The organism is Kaistella carnis (assembly GCF_003860585.1).
Lineage (GTDB): Bacteria > Bacteroidota > Bacteroidia > Flavobacteriales > Weeksellaceae > Kaistella > Kaistella carnis.
On sequence record NZ_CP034159.1, the window covers coordinates 2,646,989 to 2,671,209 of the forward strand.

15 protein-coding genes and 1 tRNA gene are annotated in these 24,221 nt (G+C 35.3%); 6 read left to right on the top strand and 10 right to left on the bottom strand.

Annotated elements, in window-relative coordinates; translation table 11 throughout:
* Window positions 1–69 precede the first annotated feature (69 nt).
* The gene (locus EIB73_RS12320; protein ID WP_228411239.1) at window positions 70–783 is read left to right on the top strand and encodes a hypothetical protein; all 714 of its coding nucleotides are present in this window, start codon (window positions 70–72) and stop codon (window positions 781–783) included.
* Window positions 783–6,413, top strand: a complete 5,631-nt coding sequence (locus EIB73_RS12325) for an Eco57I restriction-modification methylase domain-containing protein (protein ID WP_228411240.1) — start codon at window positions 783–785, stop codon at window positions 6,411–6,413. The genes EIB73_RS12320 and EIB73_RS12325 overlap by 1 nt, the downstream gene beginning before the upstream one ends.
* A 112-nt stretch (window positions 6,414–6,525) precedes the next feature.
* On the opposite strand, the gene EIB73_RS12330 is transcribed toward EIB73_RS12325, so the two are convergent.
* Window positions 6,526–6,596 (bottom strand) — tRNA-Gln (locus EIB73_RS12330).
* 146 nt (window positions 6,597–6,742) lie between these two features.
* Between EIB73_RS12330 and recA the strand changes: the two genes are divergently transcribed.
* Both recA and htpG read left to right on the top strand, forming a co-directional pair.
* On the top strand, window positions 6,743–7,750 hold the full coding sequence (gene recA / locus EIB73_RS12335; protein ID WP_125025560.1) for a recombinase RecA: 1,008 nt from the start codon (window positions 6,743–6,745) through the stop codon (window positions 7,748–7,750).
* 332 nt (window positions 7,751–8,082) lie between these two features.
* Window positions 8,083–9,975: a molecular chaperone HtpG gene (gene htpG, locus EIB73_RS12340; protein ID WP_125025561.1), complete on the top strand. Its 1,893-nt coding sequence runs from the start codon at window positions 8,083–8,085 to the stop codon at window positions 9,973–9,975.
* Between the two features lie 162 nt (window positions 9,976–10,137).
* On the opposite strand, the gene EIB73_RS12345 is transcribed toward htpG, so the two are convergent.
* Window positions 10,138–10,404, bottom strand: coding sequence for an MGMT family protein (locus EIB73_RS12345; protein WP_262706747.1), 267 nt, complete (start codon window positions 10,402–10,404; stop codon window positions 10,138–10,140).
* 91 nt (window positions 10,405–10,495) lie between these two features.
* Here EIB73_RS12345 and EIB73_RS15085 point away from each other — a divergent pair, with 91 nt between their 5' ends.
* Complete coding sequence (locus EIB73_RS15085) at window positions 10,496–10,642, top strand: hypothetical protein (protein WP_164467893.1); 147 nt, start codon at window positions 10,496–10,498, stop codon at window positions 10,640–10,642.
* A 236-nt stretch (window positions 10,643–10,878) separates the two neighbouring features.
* Here EIB73_RS15085 and EIB73_RS12350 read toward each other — a convergent pair whose 3' ends face one another.
* The 7 genes from EIB73_RS12350 to EIB73_RS12380 form a co-directional block, all read right to left on the bottom strand.
* Complete coding sequence (locus EIB73_RS12350; RefSeq protein ID WP_164467894.1) at window positions 10,879–11,502, bottom strand: autotransporter outer membrane beta-barrel domain-containing protein; 624 nt, start codon at window positions 11,500–11,502, stop codon at window positions 10,879–10,881.
* A gap of 307 nt (window positions 11,503–11,809) precedes the next feature.
* Window positions 11,810–12,784, bottom strand: a complete 975-nt coding sequence (locus tag EIB73_RS12355) for a deoxyhypusine synthase family protein (RefSeq protein ID WP_125025564.1) — start codon at window positions 12,782–12,784, stop codon at window positions 11,810–11,812.
* 308 nt (window positions 12,785–13,092) lie between these two features.
* A complete protein-coding gene (gene arfB, locus EIB73_RS12360) occupies window positions 13,093–13,488 on the bottom strand; it encodes an alternative ribosome rescue aminoacyl-tRNA hydrolase ArfB (protein ID WP_125025565.1) in 396 nt (131 codons plus the stop codon).
* A gap of 73 nt (window positions 13,489–13,561) precedes the next feature.
* The gene (locus EIB73_RS12365; RefSeq protein ID WP_125025566.1) at window positions 13,562–14,587 is read right to left on the bottom strand and encodes an AMP-binding protein; all 1,026 of its coding nucleotides are present in this window, start codon (window positions 14,585–14,587) and stop codon (window positions 13,562–13,564) included.
* A 162-nt stretch (window positions 14,588–14,749) separates the two neighbouring features.
* Window positions 14,750–16,510, bottom strand: a complete 1,761-nt coding sequence (gene argS, locus EIB73_RS12370) for an arginine--tRNA ligase (RefSeq protein ID WP_125025567.1) — start codon at window positions 16,508–16,510, stop codon at window positions 14,750–14,752.
* A gap of 276 nt (window positions 16,511–16,786) precedes the next feature.
* A complete protein-coding gene (locus EIB73_RS12375) occupies window positions 16,787–18,457 on the bottom strand; it encodes a SusD/RagB family nutrient-binding outer membrane lipoprotein (RefSeq protein ID WP_125025568.1) in 1,671 nt (556 codons plus the stop codon).
* Window positions 18,458–18,469: 12 nt separating this feature from the next.
* Complete coding sequence (locus EIB73_RS12380) at window positions 18,470–21,436, bottom strand: SusC/RagA family TonB-linked outer membrane protein (protein WP_125025569.1); 2,967 nt, start codon at window positions 21,434–21,436, stop codon at window positions 18,470–18,472.
* A gap of 134 nt (window positions 21,437–21,570) precedes the next feature.
* Between EIB73_RS12380 and EIB73_RS12385 the strand changes: the two genes are divergently transcribed.
* Window positions 21,571–22,206: a ribonuclease HII gene (locus tag EIB73_RS12385; RefSeq protein WP_125025570.1), complete on the top strand. Its 636-nt coding sequence runs from the start codon at window positions 21,571–21,573 to the stop codon at window positions 22,204–22,206.
* A gap of 50 nt (window positions 22,207–22,256) precedes the next feature.
* On the opposite strand, the gene yidC is transcribed toward EIB73_RS12385, so the two are convergent.
* Complete coding sequence (gene yidC / locus EIB73_RS12390; RefSeq protein ID WP_125025571.1) at window positions 22,257–24,071, bottom strand: membrane protein insertase YidC; 1,815 nt, start codon at window positions 24,069–24,071, stop codon at window positions 22,257–22,259.
* Between the last annotated feature and the right edge of the window lie 150 nt (window positions 24,072–24,221).

Sequence of the window (24,221 nt, forward strand, 5' to 3'; positions counted from 1 at the left end):
AAACATTAATTACAAAAACGGTTGACGAAAATTTTATCAACCGTTTTTTTTCTTTAAAAAGCAAAGATTATGTTACACCAATTTTCAAATCCTCTTCAAGATCATTCCATATCAAATCCCAAATATTTTGTTTTGATGCTGATATTATTGACTTTTTATTCCTGCAAAGAAAAGATCAAACCTGAAAAAGGGGGAATTGATTTAATTTCGAACGTTTATGTGGATGCTTCAAAAGGTTTAGATAAAGTCCAGAATTTTCATATTTCAAGGATGAATTATTCAAACTCAAATATTTTGGAACTAATACCAGATTTGAACTTTCCTGAATTGACAGAAAACATTTACTACATAAGGGATTCTGTTTACTTTAAAATCGGGACTGAAAATAGCGGAAATACTATTTTTTCAGAAATTTCTAAAAAACAAAAACCGAGTTTACTTCAAAATAAAATGGAAGGTGCTATTTTTTCAAAAGACTGGATTCCCAATTATAAGAATAAAAAAAATCTGTCGGACACAATTTTATTCAATAAAAATTACAAAAGATTTGAGGTGAATTCGCCCTGGAGTTACTCAAGGTTTTATATTTATCCAACAGATACGATTTTACCTTATTCCCTATACAAACACGCCGAAGAAGACTATGGCGGTAGATTAGAGCGCATAGATTCTTACAACAAAAAGAAGGATGTTTTTGTTACGCTTCAATTGATTACAAGAAAGAATTGGGACAATGAGGCCAAGGAAATTTTTGATTTTAATGCTTTTGTAAAGAAGAAGTAATGGCTGTAGATTCTCGTTTTTACTCTGAAGATGAAGTTCGACAGATTTCCAATAGTATTTCTTTGGTTGATTATTTTCAGCATTTACAAGATCGAAATGTTGTGAAGTTTGACCGCAAAATTAGGAACGAATATTATTTTTTGACAGATGATAATAAATTTTCTGTTTCAGTAGATGGCTATTATGATTTCAAGTCAGATGAAGGCGGTCAGATTTTAAAAGCAGTAATGACTTTTGAAAAATTAGACTGGAATGATTCATTAGAATACGTTAAAAACTTTAATCAGAACTTTATGCAATACGATAATGATTTTAGAAACAATCGAAAAGATTTATTGAGAGATGAAAGTAAATCAGTAGAAATTCGAATTTCAAATTCATTCATACCAAATAATGAAAGATTGATTGCCTATTTCGAAGATAGAGGTATTTCAAAGCAAACTCTGATTGATAATACGAGGCAAATTCATTACGAAGTTGGCGACAAAAATTATTTTGGAATTGGAATTGAAAATATATCCGGTGGTTTTGAAATTCGTAATTCTTTGATGAAATCCAAGATCGGTAAAAACGATATTTCAGAAATAAAAGGTACAAAAGATGAAGTGGTAGTTTTTGAAGGAATGACAGATATGTTATCTTTCACACAACTACTAAAAGTCAATAATCAAAAGAATAATAGAACATTAATAACACTCAATTCTACTACAAATCTCGATAAATTTTTAAATAAATATAGCGATTACAAAGGTAAAATATTTCTTTGTTTGGATGGTGATAAAGCCGGAAGCCAAGCCACACATAAGATTTTAAATTTTTTTAAAGATCAGGATGTTAAAGACATTCGAACATTATATAATATTTCAGAAAATGGAAATAATGACTTGAATGATTATTTACAGAATAAAATAAAAATTCAAAATAAAAATATTAATTTAGTAGAACAAAAATCTGGCGAAAATGAAAATTTCAAAAACCAATCAACAACAGGTGATAGAAAATTTAGCGAAACTGTCGAATCCCAGCAAAAAGGAAGTAACACAAGCGGACAAAGATTGGGTAGCGACGATGTTAGAAATGGATCTAAAGAATCAAAGCGGATCGATCTATCAGGAAGAAGAGTTGGAGAATCGACTAGAAATTCACAACAAGAAAATGCTTCAAAAAATGAAAGCGGAGAATTTAAACTGGATGGAAAATTAGAAAAAACTTCTAATATTTCGTCTGGATTAGAGATTTTAATTCAAAAATATAAAGGTCAAAAACTGACCAATGAGCAAGTCGCGGAAGTAGTTTCTGCGGCTTGCTTTGTTTCTGAAAATGGCAAGATTTTAATCAATGAAAATATTATAATTTCAGATGATCTGAAAGATATTTGTAGTCAATTTAAAAGTGGAGGCACGGCCAAAGAAGGTCGCGGAATTCTCGATGAATATTACACAGATAGTAAGATTGTAGATGCAGTTCGCAATTTAATTTCAGGTCGATTTAAAAGCAGGATGGAGATTTCTGTTTTGGAACCAAGTGTGGGTACTGGCAAATTTATAAATGCAGCAGAAGGATTAGCCATAAAGACGAATGTCACTGCATTTGAAATAAATGAAATTACCGCCAAAATTGCTAAAATATTTCATCCTGAAGCTGAAATTAATCTTCGGTCATTTGAAACGGAATTTATTAATGAAAAAGGCATTAAAAAGGATTTAACTGAATTTTCTGAAAAGTATGATCTGGTAATTGGTAATCCACCTTACGGCGAACATCGTGGTTTGTACAAAGGTTTAGGTGAAGAGAGTAAAATCTCAAAGTACGAGGATTATTTTATAAAACGTGGAATAGATTCTTTGAAAGAAGGTGGAATCTTGGCAATGGTCGTTCCGTCTGGTTGGATAAATCGACAAAAAAAGTTGAATAACGCTGAATTATTGAATGCTTATCGTTTGCCAAGTGGTGCTTTTGCAGGCACACAAATCGGGACAGACATCATCATTCTTAAAGAGAACAGTCAAGCGATAAGACAAGATATTTCAGATTATTTTCAAAACAATCCTCAAAATATTTTAGGAGAAATTAGAGAAAAAACCAATCGTTTCGGTCGTTTGGAATTCTATGTTCATGGAAATTTAGAAGAAGCACTTGGACTTTTAAATAATCTTCGGAATAAAAAAGAGACGGTCCGCATTGGAAATCTTTTTGAGGATTTAGATGTAAATATTACAGAAAAGAAGAAAGCCAGAGATCTCGTTCCAGAAATTCCGCTGAATATTTCAACTAAAACAGCGAATGAAAATAAAAAACTCAAACAGGAAGTTTTAGAAAAATTAGAGATAGTACTTTTAAATCTGAATGCTTTAAAGTTCAAGTCACCCTCTATACTTGCTCAAATAGATCAATTTTCAAAATTAAAAGTTCAAATTTCTGGAGACGAAGGTAAACTATCAGTCAAAATTTTAAAGGATGTAATTGAGAAAGCAGATAAAATACTTCAATCCCAGAAAAGTAAAAATCCTGAATATGAAATTCAGTCGCTACCACTTATAAAGAAAGGAATTCTGAAGTATCAGTTTGTAAAAGATGATAAAATTGTGGATGCGTCTTTACAAAACAGTTCGGATATTACAGATGCTCAAATTGCAGCATTCAAGGCTACTTCTTATGACGGGACAATTGAAAATCACACCAGACATATGGCGTTCGCCAACTATCAAAATGGAAAGTATGTTCACGATTTTTACTATGCAGAAGGGAATATTTATGAAAAGTTAGACCAACTTGAAAAGGATTTCGAAGAAGATTGGGGAATTTCTGGTTTGGAAAAAAAATATTATGAAAAGCAAAAGACACTTTTATTAAATGTACTACCAAAACTAAAAACGTTAGATGAAATTTCAATAAATCCAAATCATGAGTTTGTCCATAAATTTAATTTAGGTCAGATTGAGAAAGAACAATACAACCATGAAAAGCGAGAAACTGAAATGGTTACTGTTGATTATAATTTGGCAGAAAAATTTAAAGACTTCGTAGATAGTTTACCAAATGATGCTTTTGCAGGATCATCATCTTGGGAGGTAAAAAGTTTTGTAGATAACGAAACTGTAACAGGAAGTGATAAAGAGCGGAATGCATTGATTAGAGACCGTAGAAAAGTTGCAGCAAAAGATTTATTTTCAAAATTTATTTCAGAAGAATTATCTGATGATTTAAGAGAGCGATTTGTAAAGGAATTCAACAAAAATTACAATCACATTCACGTGCCTGATTATTCAAAATTTCCTTTATTTTCAAAGATCTACCAAAACTTTAAAGGAACAGAATTAAGATTGACAGAAGTTCAAAAATCTGGAATAGGAAGACAAACGACCAAAGGTGTTGGACTTTTGGCGCATGAAGTTGGGTTCGGAAAAACATTATCTGGCATACTTTCTTTACATGAAGCGATGCAACGTGGAAACTCAAAAAAACCATTAATTGTAGTTCCAAATGACAGTATTCTGAAACAATGGGTAGAAACTATTTTTGAAACAATTCCAGATGCTAAAGTCAATGTTCTGGGTAATTTGGGTACTGATTATGATCTCTCGAAGTTCGATAATAAAGAGGGAGAAATAACCATAGTAACTTATGCTGGGTTTAATAACATTGGATTCTCAAATGAAATTACCGAAGAACTGTCCTCAAAATTCAAATACATTTCAGCAAGCGAATTGAAGGGCGTTACAAATACAGAAAGAGAAGAACAGATTGAGTTACAAAAAGAGAAAGAGATCGAAGGCAAGATGAAACGTGGAAAAATTTATGATTGGGAAGATTTTGGTTTTGATCATTTAACCTACGACGAAGTTCATAACGCCAATCATATTGTTGGAAAGGTGAAGATTGAAGACAGACGTTTTTCTTCAGATTTTAGAAATCAAAATCAACAAACTTCAAAACTTGGTATTAATACTTGGATGGCAGCCCAATATATTCAGGATAAGCAAAATGGCAGAAATGTAACTCTACTTTCAGCAACGCCTTTTACTAATAAACCTTTGGAATATTATTCAATTTTATCATTAATAGCCAACAAAAGATTAGAAGAGTCAGGTTATTTCAATGTAAATAATTTCTTTGAAACTTTTATGGAGGCGGACAACGATATGGAAATTGACGCAAAAGGAGATATTAAATTCAAGGCAAATGTTAGACGATTTAAAAACAATCAATTATTTCAGCAACTACTTTCAGAATTTATAGATATCAAAGGCGAGGAGGATAATTTAGAATTAATCCGCCCTAATAAAATTAATAAAGAATATAAAATTGAACAGAATGATTTGACGAAAGAGCAATATGAATTACTGAACGATAATTTTGATTCAGAAACGCCTGGGGCAATCTTAACCCATATTTTAAATGCTCGGTTAATTGCTTTCTCACCTTATTTATCAATTTATTATGATGGTCAGGAACCAACTGTAACTGGATTTATAGAAAATTCACCAAAATTATTTGAGATGATGAATCTGATCAGACAAAATAAAGAAGATATCTCTAATTCTGGACAGATCATATATTCTGAATTGGCTGTGGCACAATTTCCGAAATTGAAAGAATATCTAATACAAGATCTCGGATATAAACCCGATGAAGTAGGTATTATTACTGGCGGAACGAGTAAAAAACAACGGGTAGCAATTCAAGATGATTTTAATGCCGGCAAAATTAAAATTGTAATTGGAAGTGAAGCCATTCAAGAAGGAATGAATTTGCAGGAAAATACGACGGATGTGTATATGCTTACATTGCCTTACAATTTTACATCTTTACGACAAGTTGAAGGTCGAGCGTGGAGACAGGGAAACAAAAATGAAAATGTGCGCATCAATTTTATGCTTACGAATGATAGCATTGATGTTTTTATGTTGCAAAAATTACAGGCAAAACAAGCGAGATATTTAGAGGCAATGAAAAAGGGTGCAAACGTTTTAGATATCTCTGATATAAGCACACATGAACTAAAAACTTCGATCATTACAAATCCTGAAACCAGAGCAAAAATTGAAATTGAATTGCTGAAAAGAAAATTAGAGAGTGAGAAGAGTAAATTTGTTGCCGATAGTGCTTTTGTTTTAAGAAAATATGAAGATTTTACAAAAGTCCAGAGTGAAGTTGCGAAAGCACAGAATTCTTACGATAGAATTAAAGATTATGCGACAAACACCGAAGACAGTAATTCTGATTACTGGCAAAACCAATTACCGTTCTATCAAAAATCGATTGATTTAGCAAAATCGGAAGTTCAAAATACCATTGCAAATCTTGCTTCAAAAGGAGTAAATGTGACAGAGATAGAAATACAGACTGAAATGACTGCGGAAAAGATTGCAATTATTGAAGCGCAGATTGAGGAGTTGCCTCTAACAAAAAATGCGCTAATCATTCAATATAAAGAAGAAAAGGAATTACAACTGAAGTTAAATGTGAATAGGAATTATGTTAAAGATAGACAAGTAGAAAATGAAAACTTATTTGCTGTAGAGCACAGTAGGAATGCAGCAAGTTTAATTTCTAAAGAACTAATTCAGAATAACAATATTTACGAAAGTGACACTCTAAATCAAAATAGATTTGCAGCGAGAAGATGATTTACAAAATATCTTTATTAGACAAAACTATAAAAAAAGGAAAAAATCGGGAACGTTAGTCCCCGATTTAGTCCCCGATAATGTTAAGTTACTGATTTACAGTAGTTGTTTGTAGACCCACAGGGATTCGAACCCCAACTGACGGTACCAAAAACCGGAGTGCTACCGTTACACCATGGGTCTGTCATTATTTTGGTGGTGCAAATCTAGAAAATTATTTCTTATCAAACAATTATTTTTTAAAAATTATTTTAAAAAAGTGATAATTAAATTTTATTTGACTTTTTTTCAATTTTTAATTCCGTATTTTTGAAAAAATAATTTTACAAATGAGCAGTATCGAAGATAAGAAAAAAGCACTGGCTTTGGTGCTTGAGAAACTAGATAAAACCTACGGTAAAGGAACCGTAATGACTTTGGGAGATGCATCTGCGGATACTTCTATTGAAGTGATCCCGTCTGGATCATTAGGACTGGATTTAGCTTTAGGAGTGGGTGGTTACCCGAGAGGAAGAGTCATTGAAATTTATGGTCCGGAATCTTCAGGGAAAACAACTTTAACTTTACACGCCATTGCCGAAGCGCAAAAAGCGGGAGGGATTGCAGCTTTTATCGATGCGGAACACGCATTTGACAGAGGTTATGCGAAAAAATTAGGAATTAACCTGGATGATTTAATCATTTCTCAGCCGGATAATGGGGAACAGGCTTTGGAAATTGCCGATAATTTAATCCGTTCCGGTGCAGTTGATATTGTAGTAATTGACTCAGTGGCAGCTTTGACTCCAAAAGCGGAGATCGAAGGGGAAATGGGAGATTCTAAAATGGGACTTCATGCGAGATTAATGTCTCAAGCGTTGAGAAAATTAACTGGAACAATTTCTAAAACGAAATGTACCGTGATTTTCATTAACCAGTTGAGAGAGAAAATTGGAGTAATGTTCGGAAACCCTGAAACAACTACGGGAGGAAATGCGCTGAAGTTTTATGCTTCGGTAAGGATTGATATCAGAAAAGCAAGTGCACCGATTAAAACAGGTGATGAAGCGGTAGGAAGCCGTGTAAAAGTGAAGATCGTGAAAAATAAAGTAGCACCTCCATTTAAAATTGCTGAATTTGATATTATGTACGGCGAAGGAGTTTCTAAAACCGGTGAGATTTTAGATGCAGCGGTTGATTTAGGAATTGTAAAGAAAAGCGGTTCTTGGTTCAGCTATGCAGAAACAAAATTGGGTCAAGGTCGTGATGCGGTAAGAGATATGTTGAAAGACAATCCTGAATTAGCTGACGAACTGGAAGCAAAAATCCGAGAAGAAATTAAAAATAAAAAGGAATAAGATATCGATCTGATATTTGAACAACTTTAAATTTAAAGACAGCGATTTCGCTGTCTTTTTTTTTATAGTTCTAAACACCTAGAATCTTCTGTACTGTTTTTGAAAACCTATCCGCTTAATTAAATCCCGCTTTGCAATAGGGATAGAAACGGAAACCCCGGAAAAAGCGTTGGGAAATGCATGGCTTGAGGAGTTGCAGTGCACATAGCCCGACCCGAGCGGCGGGAAAGCTTTAGCGAGGGGATTGCCCAAAAAAAATTGACAATATGTCACTTTGAGCAGATTGGTGTTTTATTTGAGAACTGAACTTCATAATTTAAAAATCAATTAACATGACAAAAGGAAATATTAATGTATCGGTGGAAAATATTTTTCCCTTAATTAAGAAGTTTTTGTACAGCGATCACGAAATATTTTTGCGTGAACTGATTTCTAATGCGACTGATGCGACTTTGAAGTTGAAACATTTGACAAGTATCGGTGAAGCTAAAGTCGATTTCGGACAACCGAAAATCGAAGTTAAAATTGATAAAGACGCGAAAACTTTAACTATTATAGACCAAGGAATTGGTATGACGGGAGAGGAAGTTGAGAAATATATCAACCAAGTTGCCTTTTCCGGTGCGGAAGAATTTTTAGAAAAATATAAAGATTCTGCAAAAGATTCCGGAATTATTGGTCATTTCGGTCTTGGATTTTATTCGGCCTTTATGGTTGCTGAAAAAGTAGAAATTCTTACAAAATCTTATAAAGATGAGCCAGCAGTTCGTTGGATTTGCGACGGAAGTCCGGAATACACTTTGGAAGAAACAACTGAAAAAACAGATAGAGGAACTGAGATTATTCTTCATATTGCAGAAGATTCTACGGAGTTTTTGGAGGAATCCAGAATCCGTGAATTGTTGTTAAAATATAATAAATTCATGCCTGTTCCGATTAAATTTGGAACGAAAAAAGAAACTTTGCCTTTACCGGAAGACGCGGCAGAAGATGCAAAAGCGGAAACGGTAGAAGTTGATAATATTATTAATAATCCAACTCCGGCGTGGACGAAATCCCCGAGCGAATTAAGTGAGGCAGATTATAAGGAATTCTACCATGAATTGTATCCAATGCAGTTCGAGGAGCCTTTATTTAATATTCATTTGAATGTAGATTATCCATTTAACTTAACTGGAATTCTTTATTTCCCGAAATTAACGAATGGTTTAAATATCGAGAAAGATAAAATTCAGTTATACCAAAATCAGGTTTATGTAACCGATGAGGTGAAAGGAATTGTGCCGGATTTCTTAATGTTACTACGCGGTGTGATCGATTCTCCGGATATTCCGTTGAACGTTTCCCGTTCTTATTTGCAGGCTGACGGTGCGGTGAAGAAAATTTCTTCTTACATCACCAAGAAAGTGGCTGATAAAATGGTTTCTCTATTTAATGAAAACCGTGAAGACTATGAAAAGAAATGGAACGACATTAAAATCGTTATCGAATACGGAATGATTTCCGAGGATAAATTCTTTGATAAGTCTGATAAGTTCGCATTATATCCAACAACCGACGGGCAGTATCTTTTATGGTCTGAATTGGAAGAAAAAGTAAAACCGCTGCAAACAGACAAGAACGGAAACTTCGTTATTTTGTACGCGACAAATGCAGATGAACAGCACAGCTATATTCAGGCTGCGAAAGATAAGGGGTATGAAGTTCTGCTTTTAGATTCTCCGATTGTTCCGCATTTAATTCAGAAATTAGAAACTTCGAAAGAGAAAATTTCATTTGCCAGAGTCGATGCTGATCACATTAATAATTTGATCAAAAAAGAAGATACAGCGATTTCTAAATTAACTGAAGAGGAAAAAGAAGCTTTGAAGAAAAACATTACAGAAGCGGTAAACGATACGAAATTTACAGTTCAGGTTGAAGACTTAGAAAGTTCCGAAGCACCATTCATCATTACACAACCGGAATTTATGCGTAGAATGAAAGACATGCAGGCAACCGGCGGTGGCGGAATGTTTGGAATGAGCGTTTTCCCGGAAATGTATAATCTGGTGGTGAACTCTAACAGCGAATTGGCTGCAGAAATTTTGAAAAATGAAAATGCTGAGGAGAAAAATTCTAAGATTAAGTATGCTTTAGATTTAGCGAAACTTTCTCAGAATTTGTTGAAAGGAAAAGACTTGACGGATTTTATTCAGAGAAGTTACCAGCAGTTGAGTAAGTAAGAGAACGAAGAAGAAAGACTTTGTTAGATTTTTTAATTATAACCTTGTCAGGGTTTCAAATCCTGACAAGGTTTTTTTGTCGAGAATTCTAAATTTTTTGATTCTTTGTGTCATAGGATTTTATCGTAAGTTTGAGCAAGTGGCGACGTCGTGTCTAGAATTTCATAATTCTTCCAGCGGATTCCAAAATACCTTTTTAAAATTTTGAATTTTCCCGTCCTTAACTTCCACACCCTCCAATTTTAATTTCCCTACAAAATCCCGAACACAGCTTGCCGTAATTCTACCGGAAGAATTGCAAACACGATGCGCGGGAAAATCCTCATCATAATTTCTCAAAGCGTTTCCTACGTGTCTTGCGTGATTTGGATAGCCAATAGCTTTCGCAATGGCGCCATAACTCGTGACTCTGCCTTTTGGAATCAGCATGATGATTTCGAAAACCTGTTTATTAAATAGCTCGTTCACTTGATCAATTTAATGGTAATTTTGTACATTGAAAAATACAATTTAAAAAGCTATGAAAAAGAAATTCTTTGTAATACTTAATGAAATCAACAAAAAGGTTTTACCAAAACTGGGTGGGCAAGATCCTTTGAAAATGAATAAGTTTCAAAAGGGAATTTTGGCTTATCGGTATTATGTGGTGATTAATTCTTTGGATTAAGTAATCGTAAATTCTGAAAATTTTATATAAAAAACGGTAAAGTAATTCCAGCCGGGATGGAAGCGGCATCCTTTTTTGTTTTTTCCCTTTTCTGCACTTACTATATTTTCGAAACAAAAAAGATACAGCGGACAGCGCGACCGTTTTCCCAAAAAATACAAGATCTTGATGCTCCAAAAAAAAAGACCCTTCCAAAAATTGAAAGGGTTTTATATTTTAAAAATGAAAATTAGAGATTAACGTTTTTTGAATAACTTACTTAAATTTGGTTTTATACCAATTGAAATTGGGACGGAATTAAATTTCTCATTCTGTATATCTCTGAAGCCGTGCATATAACTTACTTCTGTAAATAAATTAAGAGCGCCAAGATTGTATTCGACACCGCCACCTGCCTCTGCAATCGCCATAGCATTAGTTTTATTTTTCATGTTCACCTCGAAAGTTGCAGCGTTCACGCTTGCTTGTGGAGTTAAAATAAAGCCTCCACCAGCGCCTGCAAATCCGTAAAAGGCCCATTTATCTACAATTTTACGGTAACCTAACGCTACGTTTAATAAATAAGTGGTAGATCTTCCTTTTTGTACCTTATAAGTATACCCTTCATCGGCGACAAGTTGGTTAAATTGATAAGCATGTAAACTTAATTTTGGATATAAAAATAAGCCACCATTTCCTAATCCTATATTTAAACCCAACGTTGTTGAAAATTTTGGACCATAATAATCTGCGGTTTTACCCACCGGTATTGAGAAACCGAATCCGTTTGAACTGTAAAGTTTGTCTGGTCGGCTGCTCTGCGCATTGACATTGATAGTAATTGCAGTGACTAATAAAACAAGAGGTTTTAGTAATTTCATTTTGTGTGTATTGTAAATATGCATTAAAAAAATTCGATAATATTGATTATTCGAAACGCAAAAATACTGCTTTTATAACATGAATTCATCATTGCAAAAAAAAATCACCAAGGATTAAAGATTAAAGACACCGTTGAATGGTATCAAAATATTCCCATAACCTTACACGGCGTATTTTTAATAAAATTTCTATCTCTTCAGAATAAGAAAAACCCTCTCAATCTAAACAATTGAAAGGGTTCGGTTTATATTATATAAGTTCAGATTCTTAAAATCTAATTTCTGGCTCTGAAATCTTAGTTCCTAATTAAGAATTCTCTAAGATATAAGAGAACATCAGTGGTGCACAGATTGTTGCATCACTTTCAACGATATATTTCGGTGTGTTGATATCCAGTTTTCCCCACGTGATTTTCTCGTTCGGAACCGCGCCGGAATAAGAACCGTAAGATGTGGTAGAATCAGAGATCTGACAGAAATAGGACCAGAAAGGAACATCGGTCATTTCTAAATCCTGATACAACATCGGAACTACACAAATTGGGAAATCACCAGCGATTCCACCTCCAACCTGGAAGAAACCAACGCCTTTTCCACCTGAATTTTTTGGATACCAGTCTGCCAAATACATCATGTATTCAATCCCTGATTTTACGGTAGAAGGTTTCAATTCTCCTTTAATACAGTAGCTGGAGAAAATATTTCCCATGGTAGAATCTTCCCATCCCGGAACAACGATTGGTAAGTTTTTTTCTGCGGCAGCCAACATCCAGGAATTCTCTTTCGGGATTTCATAATACTGCTCCAAAACGCCAGATAAAAGCATTTTATACATATATTCGTGCGGGAAATAACGTTCACCTTTTGCTTCTGCGTCTTTCCAGATTTCTACGATGTGTTTCTGCAAACGTCGGAACGCTTCTTCCTCCGGAATACAGGTATCGGTAACACGATTCAGACCTCTTTCCAATAAATCCCACTCATCCTTCGCCGTCAAATCTCGGTAATGCGGCACTCTTTCGTAATGCGAATGCGCCACCAAATTCATTAAATCTTCCTCTAAATTCGCTCCGGTACAAGAAATAATATCTACTTTATCCTGACGGATCATTTCTGCTAAAATTTTTCCAATCTCTGCGGTAGACATTGCTCCAGCCAAAGTAATCATCATTTTTCCCCCATCTTTTAAGTGGGCAACATATCCTTTTGAGGCATCAACTAAAGCTGCAGAATTAAAATGCAGGTAATATTTTTCGATAAATTCGGTAATCGGTTTACTCATAATTTTTTGATTTTAGCAAAGATAATCAATTTAAAGAATTTCTTCAGGAGCATTCCTGTTTTGCTTCTTTTTGACATTCGGTCCCGCTTTTCGTTGCAATTCCTCATTTCGGGGCTCGCTTCGCTCGCCCCTTCATTGCGGGATTTTCACTGCAATCGGGGCTAAAATAGAGTTCAGGTGTTCTTGCCAGGGAATTATGACTTTTCAGAAAAATATAAAAAGGTAGTTAAGAAAAGACAATCGCAAAGTTTTAAACCGTGAAACGATTATAATAATCACCTAAACTAGGATCATAAAATCTTATCCGATTATTCCCCTTTAAATCGACGGTTTTCTTTCTTCTGCGAAAGTTCCTTCTTCGCTTTGATGCGCTTTTCAATCTTGGAGCGGGAAGGTTTTGTGGGTTTTCGGGATTTTGGGATAAATAAAGATTTTTGTACCAGAGATAAAATTTTTTCGGTTGCGATTTTTTTATTTTGAAGCTGTGTTCGACTCTCAGAAACGGTAAGTTGTAAAATACCTTCTGCGTTAATTCTGTTCTTCAGTTTTTCAGAAATCATCTCTTTTGCTTCAATAGAAAAACATTCACTTTCTGCTACATTCCACATGACGGTCACGGAAGTTTCTACCTTATTCACGTTCTGACCGCCTGCACCGCTGCTGCGGGAAGTTTTGTACGTTAATTCTTTGGAGAAATCCTTCATTTAATAAGAGTAAAGAACAAAGATAAAAGAATAAAGATTATAAAATAGAGGTTCAAAATAGAACTCCAGTAATTTACCCTTTATAAACACTTTCAATTAATTTCTGACGGTCTATTTTACCATTTGGGATTCGTGGAAACGTTTCCAGGAAAATAATTTCTTTGGGATGGTGATTTTTTGAAGGATAATCAAGGGTTTTTAATCGGTCGATTATTTGTTCATTCTCTTGACCTTCTACCAAAAGAACCAATTTTTGACCCAATATTTCATCAGGAATACCGAGGAAAACAACTTCGTTTGGAATTTCCTTTTTAACCAATTTTTCTAACTGTTCGGGGTAGATTTTTAAGCCACCTGAATTAATGACATGATCAATTCGTCCCAGAAATTTAAATTCCTTCTCATTTTTAATTTCAACTAAATCGTTCGTTTTAAGAATTTCCGGATTTAATTGGGGTGCATCAATTTGCAGGCAACCTCTTTCGTCGAGACTGATTTTAATATTACCAAGAACCGTGAAATACTCTTCTGCAAGCGGATAAATTTGTTTTAGCGCGATGTGCGAAAGTGTTTCCGACATTCCGTACGTTTCAAAAATATTTGATTGAGTTTTTGGTCCTTTAAGTTGTTGAAAGATTTTCGTCTTCAGTGATTCTGAAACGGCCGCTCCGCCAATTATAATATTTTTAATGAAATGAATTTTATCCAGTGAGTTTTCAACTTGAAGTGGTGACATTGCGCAGAACGTAATTTCTTGGTTTAAATCCTTTATCGGATTGACCGAAGGTGTTTTTACAATGAGGTTCAATTTTCTTTCTGCAGCGCGAACGACCATCATTTTACCGGAAATATATTCTACGGGAAGACAGAGTAGGGCAGTATCGCTTTCTTTCAAACCTAAAATATCACACGTCATTTTTGCGGAATGACGCATTCTTTCTTTTTCAATGTCGAAAACCTTCGGAGTTCCCGTTGAGCCTGAAGTTTGAACTTTTACCGTTGCAGAATCATCATTCCAACTGCGTAAGAAAGAAAGAACTTGTTTTTCAAATTCCGTATTTGCTATTGGTCGTTCTTGGGTTGAAAAATCAATCTTCATTTTGAAATAGGTTTTTAAATTTGCAAGATCCTGCGTGAGGAAGTAGGCGGAAATCCTTTTTTATTGGTCCTGTTTTACAAGACCGATAAAAAAGATTGGGAGCCGAAGACCGACCCGAAGTTGCCGTGGAATTGAAGGGCAGCGAAGGGGCATGCCCACATATTACATTCGATTCACCGTTCCAATTCCTAAAAGTTCAAGGCCTTTTTTAATGGTCTTCCCCGTTAAATTAGATAATTCTAAACGGAAGTTTTTTGTAGTTTCGTCTTCCTGACTTAGAATCGGATTGTTCTGATAGAAAGAGTTGTATGATTTTACCACTTCGTATATGTAATTTGCAACCAAGGCCGGAGAAAGGGTTTCTGCCGCTCGGGAAATAACCTCTTTGAAATTGGCGAGATTCATGACCAATTCCTTTTCGGAGGAGTTCATTTCGTAGGCTTCGATACTTTTTTCTTTGTATTCGGCTTTGGTGAGCAGAGACTGAATTCTCGCGTAAGTATATTGGATAAAAGGGCCTGTGTTGCCGGAAAAATCGATGCTTTCTGCGGGATTAAAGAGCATTTTCTTTTTCGGATCTACTTTCAGCATAAAATATTTTAAAGCGCCCAAGCCGACAGTTTCGTAAGATTTTTCTTTCTCCGCTTCGGATAAGGTTTCGAGTTTACCGAGTTCCTGAGCTTTTTCTTTTGCCGTGACATACATTTCCTGCATCAAGTCGTCGGCATCGACAACTGTTCCTTCGCGGGATTTCATTTTTCCCGCCGGAAGTTCGACCATTCCGTAGGAAAGGTGATAAAGATTTTCAGCCCAAGTGTAGCCAAGTTTTCGAAGGATTTTGATTAAAACATCAAAATGATAATCCTGTTCGTTGCCAACGGTGTAAATTAATTTCTGAATATTATTCTCCTCAAAACGCTGCACAGCTGTGCCCAAATCCTGCGTCATATAAACCGAAGTTCCGTCGCCGCGAAGTAGAAGTTTGTGATCTAATCCTTCTTCGCTAAGGTCGCACCAAACGGAACCGTCTTCTTTCCGGTAAAGTGAGCCATTGATTAATCCTTTCTGAATGAGATCTTTGCCCAGAAGATAGGTATTGCTTTCATATTGAATCTGATCGAAATCGACGCCCAGTCTTTTGTAGGTTTCGGCAAAGCCGGCGTATACCCACGAATTCATTTCTGTCCAAAGGTTCCGAACGGTTTCGTCTCCTTTTTCCCAGTCTAAAAGCATTTTTTGCGCTTCCTGAATGCTTGGAGCCTGTTTTTTCGCGGTATCTTCATCGTAGCCTTCAGAGATTAAGTCAGCGATTTCCTTTTTATAGGTTTTATCGAACGCCACATAATAATTCCCGACGAGTTTGTCGCCTTTCAAATGCGTGGATTCGGGTGTATCGTTTGTCCCGGAATTTTTCCAGGCGAGCATGGATTTGCAAATGTGGATTCCACGGTCGTTGATGATCTGGGTTTTGATGACGTTGTAACCGTCTTCTTTTAATATTTCGGCTACGGAATATCCCAAAAGATTGTTCCGAATGTGACCCAAGTGCAGCGGCTTGTTGGTGTTGGGGGAAGAATACTCGATCATGACCGTCTCATCCTTGGATTCTTTGAGATCAAAATTTTCTTTTGCGGTCTTAAAGCTGTCGAGAAAAAAACTGTTGCGGATTGTCAGGTTAAGGAAACCTTTTACAACCTTGTAGCTTTCGACAAAATCGGTTTGAATAACTAAAGCATCGCCAAGTTCCACGGCAATTTGGTCGGGATTCTTTTTCAGATGCTTAACGAGAGGGAATGTGACAAACGTAAAATCGCCTTCAAATTCGGATTTATTTTGTTGAACTTCTACTTTATCCACTTGGATCTGGTAGAGGTTATGGATAATTTCCAGGATTTTATTTTCTATAATATTCTTACTGTTCATTACTAAATTTTGAATTACAAATATACGGAAATAAGAAGTAGCCTCTTAAAGTTGCACGTCTATATGGCTTTTAATGATGTAATTTAAAGAATTGATTTAGGATTCCGATATAATTTGGTTCCAAATTAAGTGTAAATACATCGCGCCGGTTGGCGTTATCGGCCCCCAAAAATTATTCTATCGGAAATAATTAGAGGCGGCAATGGATATAAAATAATAAAAAAAACCGACTCAGAAATTGAGCCGGTTTTCATTTTGCAAAACTTTATTAAAAAATTATCTAGCCCAGAAAGGCGTAAACATGTTTTTAGTAAATACGTCTGCGGCAGTAACATTCGGAACATTATTAGCATTTGACGCGTATTCTGAAGTTGGATAGATCAGTCTGTTTGGCTTCACTGTACCTGTTGCAATAGTCGCTAGTGGTGTAACAGGATATCCAGTTCTTGTATAATCAAAGAATGACTGTTCTGGATTTACACCCGTAAGTGCAATCCATTTTTGAGTCATAATCGCTTCGATTTTATTATCTGTAGAACCAGTCCAACCTAATTTTGGAACGCTATTTACGCTTGTGATATATGCAGCAGATCCACTTGCGCCTAAATAATTGTATGAAGCAGTAATACCCGCTTCAAAATGCGATTGTGCGGAACCTGAGATGTTTGCAGGATATCTAAGTGCAGCTTCTGCTAAAAGTAGTTCTATTTCTGCTTTTGACATTAGAACACCAGGTTTAGCCGATGCAGCTGCGACAATAGCAGCAGGAGCGGTTGACGTAATTGAAGTATTATTACCTAGAATTAATCCTAAACCAAATCTAGAAACAGTATTTGCTGTTCTACCAGCTTCAGCACCTGGCTGTCCTGGAGTCGCACCTTGTCTAACTCCCTCTACAGTTGCGTCTGCTGCAACACCGCCAAGAGGAGTAATCAATGTAAACATTCTGCCTCTTCTTCCATCTTTAATTCCATTGAATTTTTGATAAACATCTCTAGAATCACTGGTAGCAACACCAACTCCATCTTGAGGTATATATCTTAAATTTCCATTTAAAGCTAAAGCAATGTGTTCAGAAGCAGTATATAAATTATATCCTTGATTACCTGCGGTTGGTCTTGCTCCTGAACTAAGAACAATCCAATAATTTGTAAAAGGATTTTGCTTAGTATCACTTGCCGATGAATAACCAGGATTCGTAGTTACATCAGTAGCTGGATACGTTGCGCCTGCAAGAGTACTCAATTTTTGATCTCTGTAGGTAGCCATTTCACCTGTAACGTTAGACATTCTTACTAAATATCTGAGTTTAATTGCATTCGCAAAAGAAGTCCATTTTGACATATCTCCATTAAATACAATGTCTGCACTTGCCGGACTTGTTCCTGCACCAGAAGTGATCATTTGAACTGCACTTTCCAAATCTGCTATGGAAGCTTTGTAGATATCCTCACCTTTATCATATTTAGGTGAAAGATTTAGTTCTCTCTTGAAAGCTTCTGTGTAAGGCATATCACCGTACAAATCGGTAAGGATCTGTACATAATAAGCTTTCATGATCATTGACATCGCTTTATATCTGGTATATTCACCATTTTGGTCTTTGAAATCAATTATTGTTTGGAAATTAGTTACATTTCTAAACATTGTATCCCAAATTGCTGCATTGTAACCAGAAGTAATATTTGGTGTGTAGTCATCAACAAACGGAGTACCGAATGAATAAGAATTTCCTGCCAAACTATTCATTTGTACGCCAGCAAAAGCATTCAAATTTCTAGCTTGTATTGCATGAGTTCCAGTAACAGCTCCAGGGAAGATATAGTTAGGAGTAAGCAAATTTGCATCTACTCTATCTGGATCTACGTTGGTGTCTAAAAAATCATTACACGATATACTACCAAATAGGGTAGCCGATAATGCCATTAATATTATTTTATTTTTCATTATTTTTAAATTTTAAAAGGTTGCATTTAATTTAAATCCGAATGTTCTTGTAGTTGGATACTGCGAGGTATCAGCAATTCCGGATAAATTCCCGCTGTAATTAGATGATTCTGGATCAGCAAAGTTTCTATTACTTTTCGCATAGATTGCGATTGGATTTCTTGCATACATACTTACAGTAATACCATTGACAAATGTAGACTGTAGAACGGATTTTGGAAGATCATAGCTCAACGCAATTTCTCTTACTTTGAAGAAAGTAGCGTCTACGATAAGATTTTCACCTGTTCTTCTGAAATTATTACCTGTCCAGTAAGTCACAACACCTGAATAATCAGCAGAGTAAGCCGCAGTACTATTAGTTACATAATTGCCACCTACAAGTTGAACTGAATTTGGCACGACATATCCATTTTCTCTTTCCTGATCTGCAGTTTGTTCAAGACCACCTGTAAACGCTAGTAAACCTTTGGTAAATGAAACAAATTGTCCTCCTTTTCTATAATCCATTACTGCAGAAAGGGATAGTCCTTTATATTTGAAAGAGGTAGTTAGTCCCATTGTGTAATCAGGATTTACATTACCTAAAACAGAAAGAGCAGAATTGATGAGAGGGACACCATTTGCACCTACTATAATGTTTCCATTAGGATCTTTACGGTATGTTGAGCCTACAAATGAGTATAGATTCTCTCCTACTACAGCAGCTACACCTATAGAAGGCGAGGAATAAGTAAGTAAAGCAACTTGAGAAGCACCACTCTTCAGGGATTCTAGGATAGTTTCTGATTTAGAAAAATAACCGTGTAAATTCCATGTGAAATTTTGAGTTTTAATAGGTGTAAGCCCCAAATCAATATCAAATCCAGTTGTTTTTGCATTTCCAATATTGTCCACATAAGACGACAGCCCACTAGTATTGGAAGGAGCTGACGCAATAATTAAATCCTTAGTTTTTGATTGATAAACAGAACCTTCCAAAGTAATGCGGTCATTGAAAAAACCAAGTATTGCATTTAATTCAATACTTGTGAAATATTCAGGTTTTACATTTGGATTTGTCACAGATGTATTCAATACATAAGAAGGAACATTGAAAGGATATCCTGCAGCTACATTCCCGGTAGGATTTACTGAATATGGATTTAAATTAGCATTACCAACTCTGGAATAACTAGGTGCAATTTTCACGTAAGTCAATACATCACCTCCAAAATCAAAAGCTTTGGTAGGGATAAAGGATAGACCTGCAGAATAATACGGGTATGCTTTGTTATTAAATTGTCCATTGATGTTTGTGGAAAATAATGAGCTTTGTTCGTATCTGTAAGTACCATTTAGATATAGATAATCTTTAAATGCTAAATCTAAATTTCCGAAAAATGCATAACTTTTTACTCTTCTGTTATAATTATCCATAGTGCCTCCATCTTCTTTTACAGCAGTGTCTGTAGGCAGCGCAAGTGAACTAATGTTATTCACACTGTACCAGCCTGGAATGATTAATCCTGACCCTCCAACAGATCTAGCGTTGTACGCTCTGTCTTGAATATTATTACCTAAATTTACTTTTAGATTAAAGTCTTCGTTCAGATCATAATCAAAATTCAACAACAAATCGCCATAATATCTTCTATCGGTATAATTTCTATTGTAGTAGTACGAAGCAACACCAGTAGGAATCGAAACATTTGGGTCATCATAGGTTATCACTTTGTTATAGCCATTATTGTGATTTTCCTGCTCAGTTTTTGATAGACTAAGATTTCCGGTATATGTTACATTAATGTTTTTATTAATATCATACTGCAACGAGATAATACCATTCAAATATTCTAGACTTGAATTTAATCTTTCATTTTCTATACTCCAATATGGATTTACAGAATATGGTGTTAAATAACCTGTAAAACCTGAATTTTTGTAGGCTCTAATATCATTTGTAGTTGGCATTTGCAAAAGATCGTCATATAACCCACCATTTGTTTGGTTTACCAGTCTACCAATATAGTTGAACTGTCCGTCAACTCTTAATTTATCAAATTTCTTTCCTCCTTTGAATAAGAAGTTATTTTGCTTAAGTTTATCACCTGCTACTACAAAACCATTATCCAATCTATTCATAGATACAAATGCATAAGAATCTGATCCGCCAACATTTATACTTAAACCATTTTGATAAGAAACACCATTTTGAAAGAATTTTGAGAAATGATCTTTTACAGGGGCATATTGACCATAAATGTATTGTCCGTTTGGTTGTGGAAGACCTGTTGGTACCGTTTGTCCACCTAAAATTCCGTTATAAGCTGGTCCCCAAGATGTGTTTTCCCATGGCACATAGTTTGTACCTCCGTAATCTACATCACTGTAGCTTTCATCTTGTACACCTTTACCATATCTGGTTTGCACCTTCGGTAACTTAAATACTTGGCTTATTTCAACTGCAGAGGTTAAATTAAAAGAAATTTTTTCAGATTTAGTTCCTCTTTTTGTTGTTACGATAATAACACCGTTTACACCCTGTGATCCGTAAAGTGCAGACCCTTGTAAACCTTTAATCACGTTCACGTTTTCAATAGCTTCAGGAGGTAAGGCTCCTAAAATTGCTGCCGTTGAAATTGAATTATCAATAACAATTAATGCTTGATTACTACCGGTTACAGATTTTGCACTTCTCAATACAATGTTGTAATCTGGATTAACTGAACTGTTAGTATTCGTAATTTTTAATCCAGATACTTTACCTGTTAACGATTGTATTGCATTTGGTGCAGCAGCTTGATTTAACTCCTTTGCCCCAACTACTTGTTGTGCACTCGTGGTAGCATCGGCAGTTTTCTTAATACCTAAAGCACCAGTAATTATTACTTCACCGATGTTCTGCGTTTTAATAGTGTCTTGAACATTCTGTGCATTTACCAAAGCAAATGACGAAGTTAAAACTACTGCTAAAACGCTTGTTGTTAATTTCTTCATATCAAATTAAATTTTTTCATTGAAGCAAATGTGCAAACTTTTATTGAGATTACCAAATTATTTGTTAATAAATTATTAAAAAATTTATAATTTTATCAGCCTTATTGAGAAATAATTATAGAAAAGGTATTGTGATGAAATTAAAAAAAAGTGCTTCGATGCATTATATTGAGGCGGGTTGTGACGAAGTTGGAAGAGGATGTCTGTCTGGACCAGTCGTAGCAGCAGCTGTTATTCTGGATCATAATTTTAACCAAAATTTAGTTAATGATTCTAAAAAATTAACATCTAAAACAAGATTAGATTTGGATTCTTATATCAAGGAGCATGTGAGGGAATATGCCATTGCAGAATTACCGCCCTCTTTTATTGATGAACATAATATATTAAATTCAAGTATTCATGCCATGCATCTTGCCCTGGACCAACTGACTATAAGACCTGAATTAATTCTGGTTGATGGCAATCGATTTCATCCCTATCCTTTTATTCCTCATCAGTGTATAATTAAAGGGGATTCTAAGTTTTTGTCAATTGCGTGTGCCTCCATTCTAGCGAAGAATTATCGTGATCAGCTCATGATTGAATTGCATGAAGAGTTTCCTGAGTATGGTTGGAATAAAAATATGGGTTACGCAACCAAGCAGCACCGGGAAGCTTTGAATAAATATGGTCCCACCATTCACCACCGAAAATCCTTTCGTTTAGATTATTCCGAAGTACGATCTCCGGGGGAAGTTGAAGACTTTACAAGTGACTTATTTCCATAAAAAAACGGAAGATCATATCTTCCGTTTTTTTTGTTCTTTATATAGATTGGTTATTTTTTCTTAGGAGTTTGCTGTTGTTGTGCTTTTTGCTGTTCTTGAGCTTTCTCCATCATTTCACGCATTCTCTTTTGGAATTTACCTTCCTTTTTCGGCTCTTTCTGTTTGTTCGCCTGAATCTGTGCGTGAATTTTCTTCTCATCTAAAATCCAGTATTTGATCACAAGGATAATTAAGATGTTAATCGCATTAGATACGAAATAATACCAGGAAAGTCCCGAAGCAGAAGTATTTAAGAAAAACAAAAAGGTGATCGGGAAGATATACATGATCACTTTCATATTCGGCATTCCTTCCTGAGTAGGTTGCTGAATGTTCCCTGCGGTCATCACCGTATAAATTAAAATAACGATCGTACATGCAATTGCAAAAATACTTAAATGGTCCTGTAGGAATGGAATGTGAAAAGGTAATTTAATGACGTCGTCATAAGCGGTCAAATCTTTTGCAAACCAGAAGCTTTTTCCTCTCAAATCAATCATATTCGGGAAGAATCGGAATAAGGCATAGAAAATCGGAACCTGCAGTAAACCCGGAAGACATCCAGCCATTTGGTTAACGCCCGCCTTTCGATAAACTGCCATCGTTTCCTGCTGCTTTTTCATGGCATCAGCATTTTTGTATTTGGCGTTTACTTCATCAATCTCCGGACGAATCACCCGCATCATGGCACTCAGTTTATGCTGCTTGAACATAACCGGCGATAAAATGATCTTTACAATAATCGTCATTAAGAAAATAACCCAACCTGCAGCGATTCCCCAACTTGAAATTAAATTAAACATTGGAATAAAGAACCATCTGTTTAATGTTCCAATAAATGACCATCCTAAAGGAAGCAATTCATCAAAATTCTTGTCGTAACTTTTCAAAAGGGGTAAATCCAAAGGCATGAAATACCATTTGAAATCCTGATTCAATTCATTATTAACCAAATCAATCTGTCCGTTATAATTGAATTTTTTCAAAAATTCGCCTTCCTCAATCATGTCCTGATTACCGTGTGAATTTTTGAAACCACTTTGCGGCTCGATCACCATGGAGAAAAACTGTTGTTTGATCGCTAACCAATTCAGTGTTTCTTTCGGCTCTTCCATTGTCGTTCTGCCGTCATAATCGAAACTGCTGTAATTGTCGAAAGCATAGTTAAATTCCGTGTGTGTCTGTTCTTGAGAGCGCCCTTTCTCTTGTTGACGCGCCGTGAAGTCCCAAACGAATTCTGCTTTTGAATCAGAAACCAATTGTGCTAAACCTTGTGTTTTTACATTAAAGTCAACGGTGTATTTATCCAGTAATGTATAAATGAACTGAATGACAGCGCCATTTACATTGGCTTGCATCGTGACGGAATTGCCATTTTGAGTTGGCGAAAATACCAAGTCTTTTGTATTGAAAGTTTTTCCTGTTTTATCTTTGAACTGAAAACCGTAAGAAGAATTATTTTTATCAAAAAGAAGCAACTTCTTATCATTAACATCAGAAACTTTATTGTAAGCTTTAAATTCGTTAAGCTCAACGGTAGAAAGTTGACCACCCAAAGTTGAAATTCCTAAAGTCAGTTCTTTGTTCTTTAACTCTATCTGTTGAATAGAAGTTGTATTAACACTGTCGTTAAGATTCGTAACGAGCGCCGGCTTCGCGGCATTATTGGCAGTTTTATTTACAACCTGTGTTTTGTTTTCGGCCTGTTTGAGTTCCTGTTCCTTGGCTTGCTTGTTTTGAAAGTAAAACATAACACCAATTAAGATTAGGGAAAACAAGGCGAAACTGATCAGTTGATTTTTATCTAAACCGTTATTTTGCTGCATTTTAATTTGTTTGAAATTTAAAATTCGAAGGTTTGTAATTCTCTAATGATTACCTTTTAATTTTGGGTGACAAAAATACTGAAATTTTTGGCAATGAAGAATTTTTTAGATGGTCATTTAAAAAGAAAAGAGATAAAAAACATTTTGTCT

Coding starts and splice junctions, on each gene's coding strand:
- recA (WP_125025560.1), top strand. CDS start 6,743: ATGAGCAGTATCGAAGATAAGAAAAAAGCACTGGCTTTGGTGCTTGAG.
- yidC (WP_125025571.1), bottom strand. CDS start 24,071: ATGCAGCAAAATAACGGTTTAGATAAAAATCAACTGATCAGTTTCGCC.
- EIB73_RS12385 (WP_125025570.1), top strand. CDS start 21,571: ATGAAATTAAAAAAAAGTGCTTCGATGCATTATATTGAGGCGGGTTGT.
- arfB (WP_125025565.1), bottom strand. CDS start 13,488: ATGAAGGATTTCTCCAAAGAATTAACGTACAAAACTTCCCGCAGCAGC.
- EIB73_RS12380 (WP_125025569.1), bottom strand. CDS start 21,436: ATGAAGAAATTAACAACAAGCGTTTTAGCAGTAGTTTTAACTTCGTCA.
- EIB73_RS12375 (WP_125025568.1), bottom strand. CDS start 18,457: ATGAAAAATAAAATAATATTAATGGCATTATCGGCTACCCTATTTGGT.
- EIB73_RS12355 (WP_125025564.1), bottom strand. CDS start 12,784: ATGAGTAAACCGATTACCGAATTTATCGAAAAATATTACCTGCATTTT.
- EIB73_RS12350 (WP_164467894.1), bottom strand. CDS start 11,502: ATGAAATTACTAAAACCTCTTGTTTTATTAGTCACTGCAATTACTATC.
- argS (WP_125025567.1), bottom strand. CDS start 16,510: ATGAACAGTAAGAATATTATAGAAAATAAAATCCTGGAAATTATCCAT.
- EIB73_RS12320 (WP_228411239.1), top strand. CDS start 70: ATGTTACACCAATTTTCAAATCCTCTTCAAGATCATTCCATATCAAAT.
- htpG (WP_125025561.1), top strand. CDS start 8,083: ATGACAAAAGGAAATATTAATGTATCGGTGGAAAATATTTTTCCCTTA.
- EIB73_RS15085 (WP_164467893.1), top strand. CDS start 10,496: ATGAAAAAGAAATTCTTTGTAATACTTAATGAAATCAACAAAAAGGTT.
- EIB73_RS12365 (WP_125025566.1), bottom strand. CDS start 14,587: ATGAAGATTGATTTTTCAACCCAAGAACGACCAATAGCAAATACGGAA.
- EIB73_RS12345 (WP_262706747.1), bottom strand. CDS start 10,404: ATGCTGATTCCAAAAGGCAGAGTCACGAGTTATGGCGCCATTGCGAAA.
- EIB73_RS12325 (WP_228411240.1), top strand. CDS start 783: ATGGCTGTAGATTCTCGTTTTTACTCTGAAGATGAAGTTCGACAGATT.